Here is a 17,255-nt window from a genome sequence, read left to right as displayed (position 1 = left end):
CATGACCAGGGACCACACGGCCACGTCGGGAGAACCGCTTCTGCTGGTCGAGCAATCCGGGCGGGTGCGGACGTTGGTCCTCAACCGTCCGGAGGTCCGGAATGCGCTCAGCTCCGACCTGATCGACGCTCTCCGTTCCGAATTGGTGAACGCGGATCACGACGATGACGTCGACGTCGTCATCCTCACCGGCGCGGGCTCGGCATTCTGCGCCGGCCTGGACCTGGCCGAGTTGGGCTCGTCGACCGAGAGCGCTCGACTGCTCGATCATGCGGACGTACCTGTCGGGCATCCGTGGCGCCCCATCTCGAAGCCGATCATCGGCGCCGTCAACGGTGTCGCCGCCACCGGTGGTCTGGAGTTCGCCCTCGCGTGCGATGTCCTGATCGCGTCCGAACGGGCTCGTTTCGTCGACACCCATTCGCGGGTCGGGGTGTTGCCGGGCTGGGGTCTGACGTCCCGATTGCCGGAAGCGGTCGGCCGGGGTTTCGCGCGCCGCATGAGCTTGTCCGGGGAGTTCGTCGATGCCCAGACGGCGCTGCGGGTCGGTTTGGTGACCGAGGTGGTGGCCCACGATCAGCTGATGGCCGCGGCGATGGAACTCGCGGTGTCCATGGCCGGGAGTGACCAGCTCGCGGTGCGGACCATGCTGGACTCGTATCGGCGTGCCGAGCAGCATCTCGTCGGCCCGGCGCTCGACGTGGAAAACGACACGTCGGTCGAGTGGATGGCAGGTTTCGACCCCGCTCGGGTGGCCGATCGTCGGTCCGGCATCGTCGGGCGGGGCCGGGCCAACAGTTGAGCCCTCCCCGCTGTCGCATCGAACTTGTGTTCGATAAGCTCGGCGGGTGGGCTGGGATCAAGGACCACCGACGTGGTCGGAGATGGAACGGGTGCTCGCCGGCCGAGCGCCCGGCAGTGCCGACCGGCCCGGTACCGAGTTCGGTCCCGACCTCAGCGAATGGGCGCCGTTCCCCGGGGATGGCGGCGACAGTCCGGCCTGGTCGCGCAAACGCGGTGCCTACCAGGCCGAGGACATCGCGCGCGGCTCGTCGGCGGTGCCCTACGCCGAACTGCACGCGCACAGTTCGTACAGCTTCCTCGATGGTGCGTCGATGCCGGAGGAGTTGGTGGAGGAGGCGCAACGGCTCGGACTCCGCGCACTGGCCGTCACCGATCACGACGGGTTCTACGGCATCGTGCGCTTCGCCGAGGCGGCCCGTGAGTTCGGCATGCCGACCGTCTTCGGTGCCGAGCTGTCACTGGAGCCCGACATCGCGCGGACGGGCCAGAACGATCCGCCGGGCGAGCATCTGCTGGTCCTCGCCCGGGACGGTGAGGGCTACCGCCGTCTGTCGCGGACCATCGCCGACGCGCACATGGTCGCGGGGGAGAAGGGCCTGCTCCGCTACGATCGCGAAGCCCTCGCCGCGGCCGGCGGCGGGCACTGGCTCATCCTCACCGGATGCCGGAAGGGTGCTCTCCGTCGCGCCCTCGATCGCGGTGGCGTCCCGGCCGCCGAGCAGGCGCTGCGAGAGCTGATCGAGACCTACGGCCACGACAACATCGTCGTCGAGCTGACCGCGCAGGGCATGGCCGACGACGACGAACGCAACGCGGTGCTCGCCGGCCTCGCCGCCGGCGCGGGCGTGCCGACCGTGGCCACCACCGGCGCCCACTTCGCCGCGCCTCGGCGCCGACGGCTGGCGATGGCGATGGCCGCCGTCCGGGCCCGCACCGACATCGACACCATCTCCGGGTGGATGCCCGGGGTCGCCGGATCGCATCTGCGCAGCGGTGACGAGATGGCTCGGCTGCTGCCCGCACATCCCGATGCCATCGACAACGCGGTGGCCATCGCCGCGGACTGTGCATTCCACCTGGGCCTCATCGCACCGCAGTTGCCGCCCTTCGACGTCCCCGACGGGTACACCGAGGCGAGTTGGTTGCGCGAACTCACCATGACCCGGGCGCGCCGCCGGTACGGCACCCCGGCCGAACATCCACAGGCCTACCGGCAGATCGAGCACGAGCTCGCCATCATCGAGGCGCTCACGTTCCCCGGCTACTTCCTGGTGGTCGCCGACATCGTCGACTACTGCAAGGCCAACGACATCCTGTGTCAGGGACGGGGGAGTGCGGCCAACTCGGCCGTCTGCTACGCCCTCGGCATCACCAACGTCGACCCGGTCGCCAACACGCTTCTCTTCGAACGGTTCCTGGCCCCCGAGCGCGACGGGCCGCCCGACATCGACATCGACATCGAATCCGACCGACGCGAGGAGGCCATCCAGTACGTCTATCGCCGCTACACCCGGGAGCGCAGCGCGCAGGTCGCCAACGTCATCACCTACCGGGGGAAGTCGGCGATCCGGGACATGGCCCGGGCGCTCGGGTACGCGCCCGGCCAGCAGGACGCCTGGGCCAAGATGCCCGACACCGCTCCCGCCGACGTCGCCGAACTCGCCGGTGAGATCCTCGGGATGCCAAGGCATCTGGGTATCCACTCCGGCGGCATAGTGATCTGCGACCGGCCGATCGCCGATGTCTGCCCCACGGAGTGGGCGCGGATGGAGAACCGCAGCGTGCTGCAGTGGGACAAGGACGACTGCGCCGCCATCGGGCTGGTCAAGTTCGACATGCTGGGTCTCGGCATGCTCTCCGCTTTGCACTATGCGATCGATCTGGTCGCCGAACACAAGGGGATCGACGTCGACCTCGCCACCCTCGACCTCGCTGAACCCGCTGTGTACGAGATGCTCTGTCGCGCCGACTCGGTCGGCGTGTTCCAGGTGGAGTCCCGTGCGCAGATGGCCACCCTCCCGCGGCTGAAACCGCGCTGCTTCTACGATCTCGTCGTCGAGGTGGCCCTGATCCGGCCCGGCCCCATCCAGGGCGGCTCGGTGCATCCGTTCATCAAGCGGCGCAACGGGGAAGAGCCGGTGACGGTCGAGCATCCGTCGATGAGCAAGGCGCTCGAACGCACCCTGGGGGTGCCGCTGTTCCAGGAGCAGCTGATGCAATTGGCCGTCGATGTGGCGGGATTCGACGCCTCCGAGGCCGACCAGTTGCGCCGGGCGATGGGTTCCAAACGGTCGCCGGAGAAGATGGAACGCCTGCGGCAGCGCTTCTACGAGGGCATGGAGACCTTGCACGGCATCACCGGGGACGTCGCCGACCGCATCTTCGAGAAGATGGCCGCGTTCGCCAATTTCGGCTTTCCGGAGAGTCATTCGCAGAGCTTCGCGTCACTGGTGTTCTATTCGTCGTGGTTCAAGCTGCATCATCCCGCAGCGTTCTGCGCCGCGCTGCTACGGGCGCAACCGATGGGTTTCTACTCACCGCAGACCTTGGTGGCCGACGCCCGACGGCACGGTGTCGCGGTCCATCGCCCCGACATCAATGCCTCACTCGCGCACGCCACCCTGGAGAACGAGGGTCTCGATGTCCGGTTGGGTCTCGACGGGGTACGCGGGGTCGGGGAGGAGACGGCACAGCGCATCGTCGACCGCCGGACCGACGGCCCCTACCTCGACATCACCGATCTCTCCCGGCGCGCCCGGTTGACGACCAAGGAACTCGAGGGGCTCGCCGGTGCCGGCGCCTTCGACGGGTTCGGCCTCAGCCGGCGTCAGGCCCTGTGGGAGGCGGGGGCCGCCGCGACGGTGCGCGACGACCAGCTGGCCCTGGAGTCGGCGCAGGCGACCCCGACCCTGCCGGGTCTCTCCGACGTCGAGCTGGCGGCCACCGACGCCTGGGCCACCGGGATCACCCCCACGTCGTATCCGACGCAGTTCCTGCGTCCCCGCCTCGACGCGATGGGGGTGCTGGCCGCTGATCGCCTGCTGTCGGTGCCCGACGGTTCGCGCGTGTTGGTCGGTGGCGCGGTGACCCATCGGCAGCGTCCCGCCACCGCGTCCGGGGTGACCTTCATCAACCTCGAGGACGAGACCGGGATGGTCAACGTGGTGTGTTCGGTCGGTTTGTGGGCGCGGTACCGTGTACTCGCTCAGACAGCACCCGCTCTGCTGATCCGCGGCCGGGTGCAGAACGCCGAAGGCGCTGTGACCGTCGTCGCAGATCGACTGCAGCGCATGGATCTTCGGGTGGGGAGCAGGTCCCGGGATTGGCAGTAGTCCTCCGGCGGACGCGCCGGGATGTCCGAGACGGATCGGTGTTCACGAAGAAACAGGAAGAGTCATGCCGCAACAGGTCGTGGTGACCGTCAAACCGAAGAGCAGCAAGGGCCCGTTGGTCGAGACGGGGCCCGACGGCGCGATCACCGTCTACGTCCGCGAGCCGGCCACCGAGGGCCGGGCGAACAGGGCCGTCTCCGAATTGCTCGCCGCCCACCTCGGGGTCCCGAAGAGCAAGATCGCGCTCATCGGCGGTGCCACGGCACGCACCAAGCGCTACCGCGTCGGCTGATCAGACGGCACCGGCGAATCCGTGCTGCCGCCAAGCCTCGTAGACGACGATGCTCGCGGCGTTGGCGAGGTTGTGGGAACGACGTCCGGCGAGCATGGGGATGCGGACCCGGTCGGTCACCTCGGGTTCGTCGAGGACCTCCGCCGGTAGCCCCGTCGGCTCGGGGCCGAACAGCAACACGTCGCCCGGCTGGTAGTCGACGTCGGTGTGATAGCGCTCGGCATGGGCGGTGAACGCGAAGACTCGTTCCGGCTTCAGCGTTGTCCAAGCGGTCACCAGATTCGGATGCACCGTGACATTGGCCATCTCGTGATAGTCGAGTCCCGCGCGCTTCACCTGCGCGTCGGACATCGAGAACCCCAGCGGTTCGATGAGGTGCAGTTCGCACCCCGTGTTGGCGGCCAGCCGGATCGCGTTGCCCGTGTTCGGCGGGATGCACGGCTGGTAGAACATGATTCGGAACATGATGGTGTCAGCGTAGTCGGTGCCGTACGATGCGGATGTCCGCCACCGAACGAGGTCATCGACCTGTGCGCCAGCCGAGAAGGGCGCGAGGTCGTCGCGTGCCGCGTCGCTTACCAGAATCAGGCCTGACCGATGCGTATCTCACAGGCCTCGCCAGAGCCTACTTTCGCTAGGTTCTTGTCAGAAGTCGTCGGTGAAGAAGCGGCTATCTGTGCTGTATGCAAGTTGCCGTACACGATCACGTCCCATCTCAAGATCGCACGCAGCCCTGAACGGCGGCTGCTCAAGAGCATCCCTAGAAGGATCAGAGGCCGGCTGACTGAGAAAGCTAAAGAGATCCGACGCGACTGCCGATTTCATATGTGACTGCCCGATTTTGGGCAGGCGAAGGGATTCGAACCCTCGGGTGACTCTCACCACCAAGCACTTATCAGGTGCTCGCATTCGGCCGCTCTGCCACGCCTCCGTAGTTGGCACCGTCGCCGGTGAGATCTGTGACTCGACGGCCCGGAACTCTCGTCCGAAGACGAGGGAAGCTAGACAGTAGCACGGGTACGACTGTCGTTCTATGGTCCTCGTGTGGACGTCACGAATCCCTACTGGTGGGCACAGCCGGTCGCGACTGTCGGCGCGGCTCTGATAGCTCTTGCAGCAGCAGGAATCGCGTACTGGGGAGTGTCTCGCCAGATCAAAGCGAACACGGCGAATGTCCGGAAGCAGATTGACGCGGGTGCACAGAACTTACGGGAGCAGCTCGAAGCGATGGAACGTCACCGGAGCGACGATCGGGCAGATGAATGGCTGAGGCTGGCTCGTACCGAGCGGCGAGAACTGCTCTTCGATGCCTATCGCTTGGGTGCACGCCTAGACCGATCCGCCACTGACAACTTTGTTCTTAGCGGCACATCCGAGATCGCTCGTGAACGGAATGAAACTGAGCTTGTCGAGACGGCGAACACCGCTGCGGCTCATGTCAGCGAGCTTCGTTTGGTCGAGCTGAACGACGTTGCCGAGGCCTTAGACAGGGTGATCGACCTCGCGCTCGACGTTTGGCTGGGAGACAAGAACGTTAGGCCGATGGCTTTGCATCGAGCGCTGGAAACGGTCCATCAGGCGGTCCGGAAGGAGCTAGCAATCGCGGCTCTCGGCGACGGCCCGACGGCCGACGAGCCCGTTGCTGCTGGCGATTGAGATGGTGCGTCAGGCTAGCCGAACAGCTCGGCAGGGGTCTGTCTAAATCCAGTCTGGTTACTTGATATTACCGCTCGCTCGCCGATGTCTTTCGTTCGCAGTATCAGTACGGTGTTGCCTTCGGTGAGTAGCCGCGTCCATTGAATATCGGAGCTCAGGACGTACCCGACTACGGGAGAACTCCCCGGAGTCTGGAGGCTTATGCGCTCCTTGGGGAGCCACATCGAAGAGAACAGCACAGGGGCCAGCAGGAGTGATACGACCGCGACGACGATTGCCAGGCCGAGTATCAAGGCGCCTGAAGCCGCGCCTATAACCAAGCCTTTGTTCTGATTGGTCGCTTTACTCGACTTCTTTGCGGAGGGCAACAGTACTCCAAGACCGGCGATGAGAGCCACATTCACCAGCACCAGCCAACTCGGCGTAGCGACGTAGAGAACTACAAGCGCCAGGACCCACAGAGGGAGTAGATAGAGGCTGGGAATTCGAAAGTCCGCAGTCTTTCCTTCCTTGCGGGCTTGCTTCTTCAGCAGGTGACGAGCTGCTGACCAGAAGATCATGGTCCATAGAAAGACGGGAGAAACGAAAGGCAGGACCGACGATAGGAGTAACCCCACCACATCCAGGTTCTGCAAGAGTTCGTTGATGATCTGACTATCTCCGCGGGAGACGATCAAGAGACGAATCGATGCGAAAGCAAACGGTAGAAGTCCCACAACCCACGGCCAGTGGCTTTGCATCCACGTCGGGAGCTCTCCCACCGACTTCTTCTCGCGTTTCTGCGCCACGGTGGGATCGTAAGACGCCAGGGCGGTGATCGCGGGCCGACACTCGGTGCTACCGCGATTGCGCGCGTATCGCGGCGGAAGCTCCCTTGCTGCTATCCGTGGAACAACATGCACGGCTGGTAGAACATGATTCGGAACATGATGGTGTCAGCGTAGTCGGTGACGACCGTCGCAGATGTCGCGCGATCGCGCCGGTCACACGGCGAGCGCGGTGTTGGCCCCGCAGAGCACGATGCACAGCGTCGAATCGGGTTGCGGCCGAACAGCTCCCGAGACCACACCGGCGACCGCGGTGGCGGTTCCGTGTTCGACGAGGATGCGGTAGGTGTCCCAGAGCATCCGTCGCGCCGCGATGATCTGCTCGTCGGTCACCAGGACGCTCTCGACCGCCGGGTTCTCGGCGACGGCGTCCCAGCAGATCCGACCGATCACGCTCGCGCCGAGCGAGTCCGCGGCGATGCTCTCGAGTTCGACGGGTACGGGAGCTCTCGCGGCGAGGGCCTGATGCAGACACGACGCACCGAGTGGTTCGACGCCGACGATGTGGTCGCCCGGGCGCAGCGTCGCCGTGAGGCCCGCCAGTAGCCCGCCCCCGCCCACACAGACGACGGTCGTGAGCGGTCCGGGTACGTCGTCGATCATCTCGAGACCGATGGTGCCGGCGCCCGCGACGACATCGGGGAGATCGTAGGCGTGCAGCGCGAGCGCGCCGGTCTGCTCCGCCAGCGCGACGGCGGCGTCGGCGGCCTCGGAATAGCGCCGTCCGATGAGGTGGACGCGCGCTCCCGCGGCGCGCAGCGCGTCGATCTTGACCGGCGGCGCGGTCTCGGGGATCACCACGGTGGCCGGCACGCCGACGATCCGCGCGGCGATGGTCGCGCCGATCGCGGCGTTGCCGCCGGAGGCGACGAGCACGCCGGCGTCGGTCAGCAACCCCTGGTCACGGGCGTGCAGCGTGGCCCACAGACTGCCGCGCGGTTTGAAGCACCCGCCGAGCTGGGTGTACTCGAGTTTGAGAACCACCTCGACCGGCCCGTCGACGGTGTCGATGGTCGTGCGCAGCGCCGGGGTCCGACGGAGATGGGGTGCGATCGCCGCGCGGGCGAGGTCGACGTCGTTGCGCACCACGGTCACCGTTCCGACAGTAGCGCCGTGGAAGAATGTCGGCGTGACCGCGATACGACTCGATGGCAAGACCACGCGCGACGAGATCTTCGCAGATCTGGCCGAGCGGGTGGAGAAGCTCAGGCTGGCGGGCATCACGCCTGGTCTGGGTACCGTTCTGGTCGGCGACGACCCGGGTTCGCACTCCTATGTCAAGGGAAAGCACGCCGATTGCGCCCGCATCGGCGTGGCCTCCATCCGCAAGGACCTGCCGGCCGATGCCACCACCGAGCAGCTCAACGCGGCGATCGACGAGCTCAACGCCGATCCGGCCTGCACGGGCTACATCGTGCAGCTGCCGCTGCCCGAGCATCTCGACGAGAACGCCGCCCTCGAGCGGATCGACCCGCTGAAAGACGCCGACGGACTCCACCCGATCAACCTCGGGCGGTTGGTGCTGGGCAAGGAGTCGACGCTGCCCTGCACCCCGCGCGGGGTCATCCACCTCCTGCGTCGCTACGACGTCCCGCTGGCCGGCGCCCGGGTCACGGTGGTCGGGCGCGGGGTCACCATCGGCCGGCCCATCGGGCTGCTCCTGACCCGCCGGAGTGAGAACGCCACGGTCACGCTGTGCCACACCGGCACCACGGATCTGGCGTCGGAGATCGCCCGGGCCGACATCGTGATCGCCGCGGCCGGCGTGCCGCACCTCATCACCGCGGACATGGTGAAGCCCGGCGCCGCGGTGGTCGACGTGGGTGTCAGCCGTACTGACGAGGGTCGTCTCGTCGGCGACGTTCATCCCGATGTCTGGGAGGTCGCGGGCCACGTCTCGCCGAACCCCGGTGGTGTGGGTCCGCTGACGCGCGCGTTCCTGCTGGTCAATGTGGTCGAACGCGCTGAGCAGATGCTCGCCTCGGGGAGTGGCAGCGACGCGTGACCCGAGAGGAGCACCAGAGTGAGTCCGCTCACTCCGAGTCGCCCGGCGCCGCGGACGCCCGTCCCGGACACCGGGGGCGTCGGGCCGCCGACTCCTCCCGGTTGCGGGCGGTGCTCGTCCAGCTCCCGTACCTGCTGGTGATGCTGGGTGTGCTGGCCGCCGCGCTGCTCGTGATGTTCGACCGCTGGCGACGTGGATCCTTCGTCTTCGGGGCGGCGCTGCTCGTCGGAGCCGTACTCCGCGCCTTCATCCCGTCGTCGCAGGCAGGTCTGTTGCAGGTCAGGGGCAAATCGTTCGACGTGACGGCGATGGCCACGGTCGGCGGTGTGATGCTGTGGCTGGCGGCGTCGATCGACTCTTTGGGCACGGATTGATTACAATAGAGACCTGAGCGTGACCTGGCGGACCAGTCATGCGCTCAACCAGGCAATTTTCCGCTGCTCTGCGCAGACACACCGACCGCTGGAGTTTGTATCACCGCATCACCAACCGACGGCACCGTGAATGAAGTGACGTCCATGGGCGTGTCAGCAGGGGCTGGCATGATCCACTACGTCCTCTTGACGCGTGACGATCTCGGTCGCAGTGTGGTCGATTCCCGCGTCATCGACGTGGATCCCACCGACGGCCTCGACTCCGCCGGCCGGGTCAACGCCGGGATCGACGTGATGCTCACCGCCGCCCGCGAGACCGGGACGCGAGTGGGCCCGATCGGGGTCGCCGCACGCACGGGGAGCCAGCGTCGGCAGTTGCGTTCACGGGGCAGCGGACCCCGGCGTCAGGTCCGTCTCGCCGGCGAGGACGAGGCCGTGCTGGCCTACCTGACCGACACCGGGGAGATCGACCGTTTCTCCGCGGCCGTCGTCGTCGACTGCGGCGACACCGGCATGTCGCTCTACACCGTCGATCCCCGCGAGGGTCGCATCGGCGACGCCGAGCACTCGACCGTGCTGAGCGGTCGTCGTCTCGACCGGTCCATCGTCGACCAGCTGACCGCCGACAACCCCGTCCTGGGCGACGCCACCCGGACGCGGGCGGAGCGCAGCGAGTTGCTCAGCGCGTGCCGGACCGCGAAAGAAGAGATCGCCTACGGCGGCGTCGCGGCCGCCGAGTCGGTCGTCGCGGTCTCGGCGAACACCGGTCGTGTGGCGCTGTGCGCGACCCAGGTCGAGCAGGCGATCGCGCCGATGATCGGTGATGCGAAAGAGGTGTTCGCCCGCTATGTCGCGGCCGCCAGGTCACGCGGCGTACGACCGGACGCGGTGGTGTTCATCGGCGGACTCGCCAACCTCCCCGCCGTGCGCGCGATCGCGTCAGAGCATGAGCTCGAGGTCGTGAACCCGACGGCGCCGGAGCTGGTCGTGGCTACCGGCGCAGCCTTGCTGGCCCTCCAGAGTTATTCGGGCGCAGCGCGTCTGGCGTTCATCGGTGGCAAGCCGCAGCGCGAGTGGCTTTCCGCGACCCCGATTGCGGTCGCCGGGGCGGTCATCGCGGCCACGCTGATGACGATCTACGCGGTGAGCTCGTCGTTCGCCGACCGCCCGGCCGTCGAGCCGCAGCCGTCGGTCAGCAGTGTGCCCCCCGCGGCGGCGACCAGCGAGGAGGAGCCGCCGTCCACCCCGCGGCCCACCTCCCAGCCGATCACCCGAATCCCGGCCGAACCCGTCGAGCCCACCGTCGTCACTCCCGTTCCGACGCAACGGCCCGTGCCCGGGACCGGCTGGAACGACCCGCCGGCATGGGCGACCACGGAATTGCCGCCGACGCGGCCGTCCACCAGTACCAGCACCCGCACCCTCTCGCCGTTCCCGTGGCCGGACCTGACCTTCCCGCCCGGTTCGACACCGACGATCCCGCCGGACCTGCTGCCCCCGGGTCTGCGTCCGCCGAGTGTGGCGCCCACTCCGCCGCCGCCCACGTACTCGACGTCGACGTTGCGCTCCTCGCCCAGCGGCCCGCCGCGCCCGAGCAGCACCCGCGCCACCGGGTCGACTGAGATTCCAGATGTAGCCGAACCGGGGAAATCCGTTGACGGGGAGTCGGGCTCACCGATGACCCCGGTACCTCGGTCCGGCAGCCCGGTCCCGTCGGTCCCGGCGCCCCGCTGACGAGACGTCGCCGACAGGTCGGGTACGCCTCCGTCAGGCGTCTCGACGCGCGAGTTCGACCGTGCGCTTGAGTAGATCGCTGATGGCATCGAATTCGGTCAGGAATCCGTCGTGGCCGGTCTCGGAGTTGACGACCTGGAGCCCGCCGACGCAGTTGCCCAGTTCGTCGGCGAGTTCGACCTGCAGCCGGATCGGGTAGAGACGATCGGAGTCGATCCCCCCGACGATCACCGGAACGCGGCAATTGTTGAGCGCCTTCGCGACTCCGCCGCGACCACGGCCGACGTCGTGGTGGTTGAGGACTTCGGTGAGGACGACGTAGCTGGCCGGGTCGAAGCGGGACATCAGCTTCGACGCCTGGTGGTCGAGATAGCTCTGCACCGCGTAGCGCCCGCCGGTCAGGGGATTCTCGTCGCCCTGGGCGTCGTTGCCGAAGCGGGAGTCGAGCTCCGGTTCGCTGCGGTACATGAGATGGGCGATCCGACGCGCGATCCCCATGCCCTGCAGGGGAATCCGACCGGTGCCGTGGTAGTCGCCGCCGCACCAGTCCGGGTCGGCCTTGATCGCGGCGATCTGTGCGGACTGGATACCGATCTGATCCGCGGTCGCGCGGGCGCCGACGGCGAGCACGAGGGCGCTGCGGACGCGGTCGGGGTACTCGATCGCCCATTCGAGCGCGCGGGCGCCGCCCATCGAGCCGCCGAGAACCGCACCGACGCTGCGAATTCCGAGGCGGTCCAGCAGTGCAACCTCGGCACGGACCTGGTCGAGCACGGTGATCTGCGGGAAGCGTGAGCCCCAGGGCCGACCGTCGGGGGCGATGGAGCCCGGGCCCGTCGAGCCCTTGCATCCGCCCAGGACGTTGGCGGAGATGACGCACCATTCGTCGGTGTCGATGGCCTGTCCCGGGCCGATCAGCCCGTCCCACCATCCGGCCGAGTCGTGGTCGGCGTCGGCGGGTCCGGTGACGTGCGAGTCGCCGGTCAGTGCGTGGAGCGTGAGGATGACGTTGTCGCGGGACGGCGACAACGTCCCCCAGCGCTGGAACGCCAGGGTGACGTCGTCGATCCGTGCTCCGCTGTCGAGAGGCAACGAACCGATGGGGATGCCGACGAGTTCCCCGTCCGGGAGGGTCTCCCAGTCGGGCTGATCAGATGCTGTCGCATTCAGGTCGATACTCACCGACAAAGCTGCCTCACCTGTCTCACTTGGCCGCCGCGAATCCCTGTTCGAGGTCGGCCACGATGTCGTCGATTCCCTCGATGCCCACGGCGAGCCGGACCAGTCCCGGGGCCACGCCCGCGGCCAGCTGCTCCTCGGGGGTGAGCTGGCTGTGGGTGGTCGAGGCGGGGTGGATGACCAGCGACCGCACATCGCCGATGTTGGCGACGTGACTGTGCAGGCTGAGCGCGTCCACGAACTTCTTGCCGGCGTCCACTCCGCCCTGGATCTCGAAGGCGACGATCGCACCCTGACCCTTCGGGGCCAGTTCCTGACCGCGCTTGTGCCAGGGCGAGGATTCCAGGCCCGCGTACGCCACGGACTCGACCTGCGGGTGTGAGTCGAGGAAAGCGGCGACCTTCCGTGCGTTGGCGACGTGCCGCTCGATGCGCAGACTCAGCGTCTCCAGGCCCTGCGCCAACAGGAACGCGTTGAACGGGGAGATCGCCGCGCCGGTGTCACGCAACCACTGCACGCGTGCCTTGAGTGCGAAGGCGGGCGCGCCCAGATCGGCGAAGACGGCACCGTGGTAGCTCGGGTCCGGCGTGGTGAAACCGGGGAACAGGTCCTTCCCGTCGCGCTGGACCCGCCAGTCGAAGGTGCCGCCGTCGACGATGACGCCGCCGATCGCGGTGCCGTGACCGCCGATGTACTTCGTCGCCGAGTGCACGACGATGTCGGCGCCGTGGGCCAGCGGGCTGATCAGGTAGGGGGTGGCGACGGTGTTGTCGATGATGAGGGGTACGCCGTTGCGGTGCGCGACCTCCGCGATCCCCGGGATGTCGAGGATCTCGTTGTTGGGGTTGGAGATCGACTCACCGAAGAACGCCCGCGTGTTGTCCTTGACGGCGGCCTGCCACGACGCCGGGTCCTCGGGGTCCTCGACGAAGCTCACCTCGACCCCGAGCTTGGGCAGTGTGTAGTGGAAGAGGTTGAACGTGCCGCCGTACAGGCGGGGGCTCGACACGACGTGGCCGCCGGTCTCGACGGCGTTGAGGATTGCGTAGGTCTCGGCGGCCTGTCCCGATGCGACGAGCAGCGCGGCGACGCCGCCCTCGAGCGCGGCGATCCGCTGCTCGACGGCATCCTGCGTGGGATTCATGATGCGCGTGTAGATGTTGCCCGGTTCGGCGAGACCGAAGAGATTGGCCGCGTGCTGGGTGTCGTTGAAGACATACGACGTCGTCTGGTAGATCGGCAGCGCACGGGCGTTGGTCACCGCGTCCGCGGACTGCCCGACGTGGATCTGCTTCGTCTCGAAGCTCCAGTTCTCGCTGGGATCGTTGCTGTCGAGGGTGCCGTCAGGGACATCAGACATGGCGATTCATCACTTTCTACGGTCGGCAGGGCCAACTCGACCCTGTTGGGGTCCGACCTTCGGACCCGCGCTTGCCGGGGATCGCCACTGCGATCCCGCAACCCGGTCATCACCCGGAGCACCCCACCGCGGAAGGAGGGTTGCCGATCAGCCAGCCGGGGCTTCGCGCTGATACTCATGACCTGGCGACAAGGATATAACACGGATGTGAGGGTCCGAGAACCGTCCCGGTCAGGCCGCGCCCAACCCTTGAGGAGTGCACCAGAAGGGTGCCGGTGGCTGTCCTCCGACCGAGTGAAATCGGGTGTTAGCAGATACAAAACCTCTGGTCACGGTAGTTAGCGACGCTCAGTGTGCTGTCGGTTCCACGATCGCGGATCTAGCGTTCGGGACAGCCCCGGCTGCACCGGAATGCTCCGCTCAGGTGGTCCGGGTTCGCACAGGAGCGCTCATGGCCGTGATGGCTCATCTCCGGACCCGACGGGCCTCGTTCACGGTCGCCGGCCTCACCGCATTCGCGGTGGCGACCGCATTCACGGTGATCGGCACTCCGCATGCCGCCGCGGTCGACTGCGGTGCGGGTGCGGTGGTCATCGTCGGGGGCACCAACGACCCCGACGCCGAGCATCTGATCGGAGTCGAACAGCGCTACACCGGGATCGGCCCCGACAACAAGGCGGGCACCCTGGACGACGATCCTCGTTACACCGGCGACGGTCGGTACCGGATCATCCACGCCGATTACCCGACGACGCTCTGGCCGCTCGGTGCCGCGGGCTATGACGACAGCACACGACAGGGCACGGCGTCGACGGTCCGCGCAATCGCGGACTATCAAGCGGAGTGTGACAAACCCGTGGTCGTCGCGGGGTACTCGCAGGGGGCGCGCGTAGCGGGCGATGTCCTGGCCGAGATCGGGACCTCGCCTCGTATGAATGCCGACGGCAAGCCGAGTTCCGACGGAACGTACCGCTTGATCGACGTCAACAACACCCCCGGTGATACGCGCGACGACATCCTCGTCAACACCGAGAAGTTGTCCGGCGAGTTGTACTCGGACCCTCGACAGGCCGGGGACGAGTCCGGTCGCGGTATCGAACTGTCGTTGATCGGGATCATTCCCGGACTGACCATGTCGGGGCCCCGCGGGTCGTCGGGGACAGACCGAGGCTTTGGAGATCTGGAGGGCGATGTGGTGTCCGTCTGCATCGACGGCGACCCGATCTGCGACCTCCCGGACCCCATCCACGACCCGATAGGCGCGATCGATGGACTTCTCGGGTACTTCACCAAGCACAACCTGTACCCATACGCGATGTGGCGCGATCCCTCGGAACAATGGAGTACCCGCCCGGTGTCCTGCACGGGCGAGGCGGGGACGGTCTGCACTGTCGCCGCGGACTCCGCCTTCGCTGAACTGATCCAGGGCTGGGCTCGCGACCTCGGATACCGGGGTACGATCGGCGACTTTCTGTCGGGGCGTCCGACGATCGACCTGCCGTACGGAATCGAACTCGCGAACCTGCAGCCGGTGGTCCGGCTCGTGCAGGATCTGTTGCCACCGTTGCCGAAACTCGGATACGGCGCGTATCTGCCGGACCTGTTCGTCTTCGAGGACATCCTGGAGGGCATCCTGACGCTGTCGCCGGCGCAGTTCGTCGGCGGCGCGCGAGCCTTGGCCGCGAGTCTCCGCAGCATCGTCCTGCTGCCGGTCAACTTCGTCCGGTACTGGGCGGGCGCGATCATCGGTCCGGTGGCGTCGGAGGGCGGCACCGTCACGATTCTCGCGGCGGATACGTCGAATCTGCGATCGTCCACGTTCGCGCGACTGGCGACCGTGACCGACGAGTCCGTGGGGCCGGTCCGCGCCGAAGAGGAGGGCGGGGCCGGCGCCTCGCCCGAGCCGTCGGCAGCCCGGGCTGTCGAACCGGATGTCACCGATCCGTCACCGGCCGAGCAGGCCCCGGTGGGCGACACGACCGACACGTCGTCGGGTGCCGACACGGGCACCGATGCCGAGACCGATACGCCGGACGCGGACCCCGCGCCTGCTCCGCCTCGGGACGACGACTTGCCGACCGTCACCGATCCCTCGGGAGGTGATGTCGAGACGTCTGGAATCGACGGTCACGGGGGAGGGGACGGCGAGGGGGCCGGTTCGCCCGACACGGCTTCGGACCCGGACGGGCCTTCCCCGGACCCGTCCGACCCCGACAACGATGGGGGCTCTGCAGCCGGCGACTGACGCCGCGCGACGCTGTGGACGCTGCGCGTGTGAATGAACTCACCACCGGCTGAGGAATCAGCGCTGACGGGCGCAGGTTGGCATCAACCGTGCCTGATGCTCTCTCGACGACCGAAGCCCCGGCCGACCCCTCACTGACGGGTCCGTCCACCGCCGGGGAACTCCGCAGCCCCGGGTGGGCCGAATCGGCCGAGGTGTCCCGCCGGGTGCGTCGGTGGACGATCCTCGCCCTTGCGCTGGGTGGATTCGGGATCGGGACGACCGAGTTCGTCGCCATGGGCCTCCTGCCCAACATCGCCGGATCTCTGGGTGTCTCGGAACCGACTGCCGGACATGTCATCTCGGCCTACGCGATGGGTGTGGTGGTGGGTGCGCCGCTGATCGCGGCGCTCACCGCGCGGATGTCCCGTCGGACGCTTCTGATCGGCTTGATGGTGGCGTTCACGGTCGGCAACCTCGCGACCGTCCTCGCGCCGGATTACGGTTTGCTGCTGGTGGCGAGATTCGTCGCCGGCCTCCCGCACGGCGCCTACTTCGGTGTCGCGGCTCTGGTCGCCGCGCATCTGGCCGGCCCGCGCAACCGTGGCAAGGCCGTGGGACAGGTGATGCTCGGTCTGTCCGTCGCGAACGTCCTCGGCGTGCCGGCGGCCGCCTGGCTCGGCGAGACGTTCGGCTGGCGGTCCGCGTTCGCGATCGTGGTCGTGATCGGAATCGCCACCGTCGTCGCGCTGATCCGGGTGCTTCCCGCGCTCACCGGGATGAAGACCACCGACCCGCTCACCGAGCTCGGTGCACTCAAGCGGTCCCAGGTCTGGTTCACGCTGGTCATCGGAACCGTCGGGTTCGGCGGGATGTTCGCGTTCTACACGTATCTCAACTCCGCGCTGACCACCGACACCGGGCTGTCGGTATCGGTCGTGCCGTTCGCCCTGATGTTGTACGGACTGGGAATGGTGACCGGCAACTTCGTCGGCGGTTATGTCGCCGACCGCAGCGTGGCGGTGGCGATCATCGGCGGACTCACCGCAACCGCGCTCTCCCTCGGCGCTTTTGCGATGCTGGCCGAGAATGCTTGGGCAGCGTTGATCCTCACCTACCTCGTGGCGCTCACGGGATCGATGATGCTACCCGCGCTGCAGACCAGGCTGATGGATGTGGCGGCCGATGCGCAGACCCTGGCCGCGGCCCTGAACCATTCCGCGCTCAACGTCGCCAACGCGGCCGGAGCGCTGCTCGGTGGCGTGGTGGTCAGTGCCGGCTACGGATACCTGGCGCCGTCGGTGGTCGGGGTGTTGCTCGCGGTGGCGGGTATCGCAGTCACCGTCGTGGCCCTCGCGACCGCGCGGCGCCAGGCGCGGCATCAGCCCATCGGGTCCTGAGCCGAGGCGGCCGTCCTACCTACGACGAGGGCCGACCGGATGAGTCCGGTCGGCCCTCGTGTCGTCGG

At 67.5% G+C, this 17,255-nt stretch carries 14 protein-coding genes, 1 tRNA gene and 1 riboswitch; of the genes, 9 read left to right on the top strand and 6 right to left on the bottom strand.

The features are described from left to right. The first annotated feature begins 1 nt into the window (after position 1). The 3 genes from ACFVHY_RS12390 (at position 2) to ACFVHY_RS12380 (ending at position 4,428) form a co-directional block, all read left to right on the top strand. The gene (locus tag ACFVHY_RS12390) at positions 2–802 is read left to right on the top strand and encodes an enoyl-CoA hydratase (RefSeq protein ID WP_390272099.1); all 801 of its coding nucleotides are present in this window, start codon (positions 2–4) and stop codon (positions 800–802) included. 46 nt (positions 803–848) lie between these two features. After that, positions 849–4,136, top strand: coding sequence for an error-prone DNA polymerase (locus tag ACFVHY_RS12385; protein ID WP_390272097.1), 3,288 nt, complete (start codon positions 849–851; stop codon positions 4,134–4,136). Positions 4,137–4,200: 64 nt separating this feature from the next. Then, the gene (locus tag ACFVHY_RS12380; RefSeq protein ID WP_390272095.1) at positions 4,201–4,428 is read left to right on the top strand and encodes a DUF167 domain-containing protein; all 228 of its coding nucleotides are present in this window, start codon (positions 4,201–4,203) and stop codon (positions 4,426–4,428) included. Here the strand turns inward: ACFVHY_RS12380 and ACFVHY_RS12375 are convergent, their stop codons facing one another. Further along, positions 4,429–4,893 (bottom strand): tRNA (cytidine(34)-2'-O)-methyltransferase, encoded by a 465-nt coding sequence (locus ACFVHY_RS12375; protein ID WP_058250672.1) that lies wholly within the window; start codon positions 4,891–4,893, stop codon positions 4,429–4,431. Positions 4,894–5,272: 379 nt separating this feature from the next. Continuing rightward, positions 5,273–5,359, bottom strand: a tRNA-Ile gene (locus tag ACFVHY_RS12370). A gap of 113 nt (positions 5,360–5,472) precedes the next feature. On the opposite strand from ACFVHY_RS12370, the gene ACFVHY_RS12365 reads away from it, so the two are divergent. Then, a complete protein-coding gene (locus ACFVHY_RS12365) occupies positions 5,473–6,084 on the top strand; it encodes a hypothetical protein (protein WP_390272093.1) in 612 nt (203 codons plus the stop codon). Between the two features lie 14 nt (positions 6,085–6,098). Here the strand turns inward: ACFVHY_RS12365 and ACFVHY_RS12360 are convergent, their stop codons facing one another. Together ACFVHY_RS12360 and ACFVHY_RS12355 are read right to left on the bottom strand one after the other, a co-directional pair. Further along, the gene (locus tag ACFVHY_RS12360) at positions 6,099–6,872 is read right to left on the bottom strand and encodes a hypothetical protein (protein WP_390272091.1); all 774 of its coding nucleotides are present in this window, start codon (positions 6,870–6,872) and stop codon (positions 6,099–6,101) included. 195 nt (positions 6,873–7,067) lie between these two features. After that, complete coding sequence (locus ACFVHY_RS12355) at positions 7,068–8,000, bottom strand: serine/threonine dehydratase (protein WP_390272242.1); 933 nt, start codon at positions 7,998–8,000, stop codon at positions 7,068–7,070. Between the two features lie 40 nt (positions 8,001–8,040). Between ACFVHY_RS12355 and ACFVHY_RS12350 the strand changes: the two genes are divergently transcribed. The 3 genes from ACFVHY_RS12350 (at position 8,041) to ACFVHY_RS12340 (ending at position 11,024) form a co-directional block, all read left to right on the top strand. After that, positions 8,041–8,916 carry a bifunctional methylenetetrahydrofolate dehydrogenase/methenyltetrahydrofolate cyclohydrolase gene (locus ACFVHY_RS12350; RefSeq protein ID WP_390272089.1) on the top strand — a complete coding sequence of 292 codons (876 nt, stop codon included), beginning with the start codon at positions 8,041–8,043 and terminating at the stop codon, positions 8,914–8,916. Between the two features lie 101 nt (positions 8,917–9,017). Next, on the top strand, positions 9,018–9,290 hold the full coding sequence (locus ACFVHY_RS12345; protein ID WP_068971771.1) for a DUF3017 domain-containing protein: 273 nt from the start codon (positions 9,018–9,020) through the stop codon (positions 9,288–9,290). Positions 9,291–9,458: 168 nt separating this feature from the next. After that, positions 9,459–11,024 (top strand): Hsp70 family protein, encoded by a 1,566-nt coding sequence (locus ACFVHY_RS12340; RefSeq protein ID WP_390272087.1) that lies wholly within the window; start codon positions 9,459–9,461, stop codon positions 11,022–11,024. A gap of 33 nt (positions 11,025–11,057) precedes the next feature. On the opposite strand, the gene ACFVHY_RS12335 is transcribed toward ACFVHY_RS12340, so the two are convergent. Both ACFVHY_RS12335 and ACFVHY_RS12330 read right to left on the bottom strand, forming a co-directional pair. Continuing rightward, a complete protein-coding gene (locus ACFVHY_RS12335) occupies positions 11,058–12,212 on the bottom strand; it encodes a homoserine O-acetyltransferase (protein WP_058250670.1) in 1,155 nt (384 codons plus the stop codon). A gap of 16 nt (positions 12,213–12,228) precedes the next feature. Beyond that, entirely contained in the window at positions 12,229–13,563 is a 1,335-nt protein-coding gene (locus ACFVHY_RS12330) for a bifunctional o-acetylhomoserine/o-acetylserine sulfhydrylase (protein ID WP_390272085.1), read from the bottom strand. 62 nt (positions 13,564–13,625) lie between these two features. After that, a riboswitch (SAM riboswitch) is annotated at positions 13,626–13,746 on the bottom strand. 268 nt (positions 13,747–14,014) lie between these two features. Here ACFVHY_RS12330 and ACFVHY_RS12325 point away from each other — a divergent pair. Further along, entirely contained in the window at positions 14,015–15,808 is a 1,794-nt protein-coding gene (locus ACFVHY_RS12325) for a PE-PPE domain-containing protein (RefSeq protein WP_390272083.1), read from the top strand. A gap of 89 nt (positions 15,809–15,897) precedes the next feature. Further along, positions 15,898–17,187 (top strand): MFS transporter, encoded by a 1,290-nt coding sequence (locus tag ACFVHY_RS12320; RefSeq protein WP_390272081.1) that lies wholly within the window; start codon positions 15,898–15,900, stop codon positions 17,185–17,187. The last annotated feature ends 68 nt before the right edge of the window (positions 17,188–17,255 follow it).

The sequence above is a fragment of the Gordonia sp. NPDC127522 genome, from assembly GCF_042672305.1.
GTDB classification, from domain to species: domain Bacteria; phylum Actinomycetota; class Actinomycetes; order Mycobacteriales; family Mycobacteriaceae; genus Gordonia; species Gordonia hongkongensis.
The sequence above is the reverse complement of the archived record's forward strand: the minus strand, read 5'-3'. Positions and strand labels throughout refer to the sequence as shown.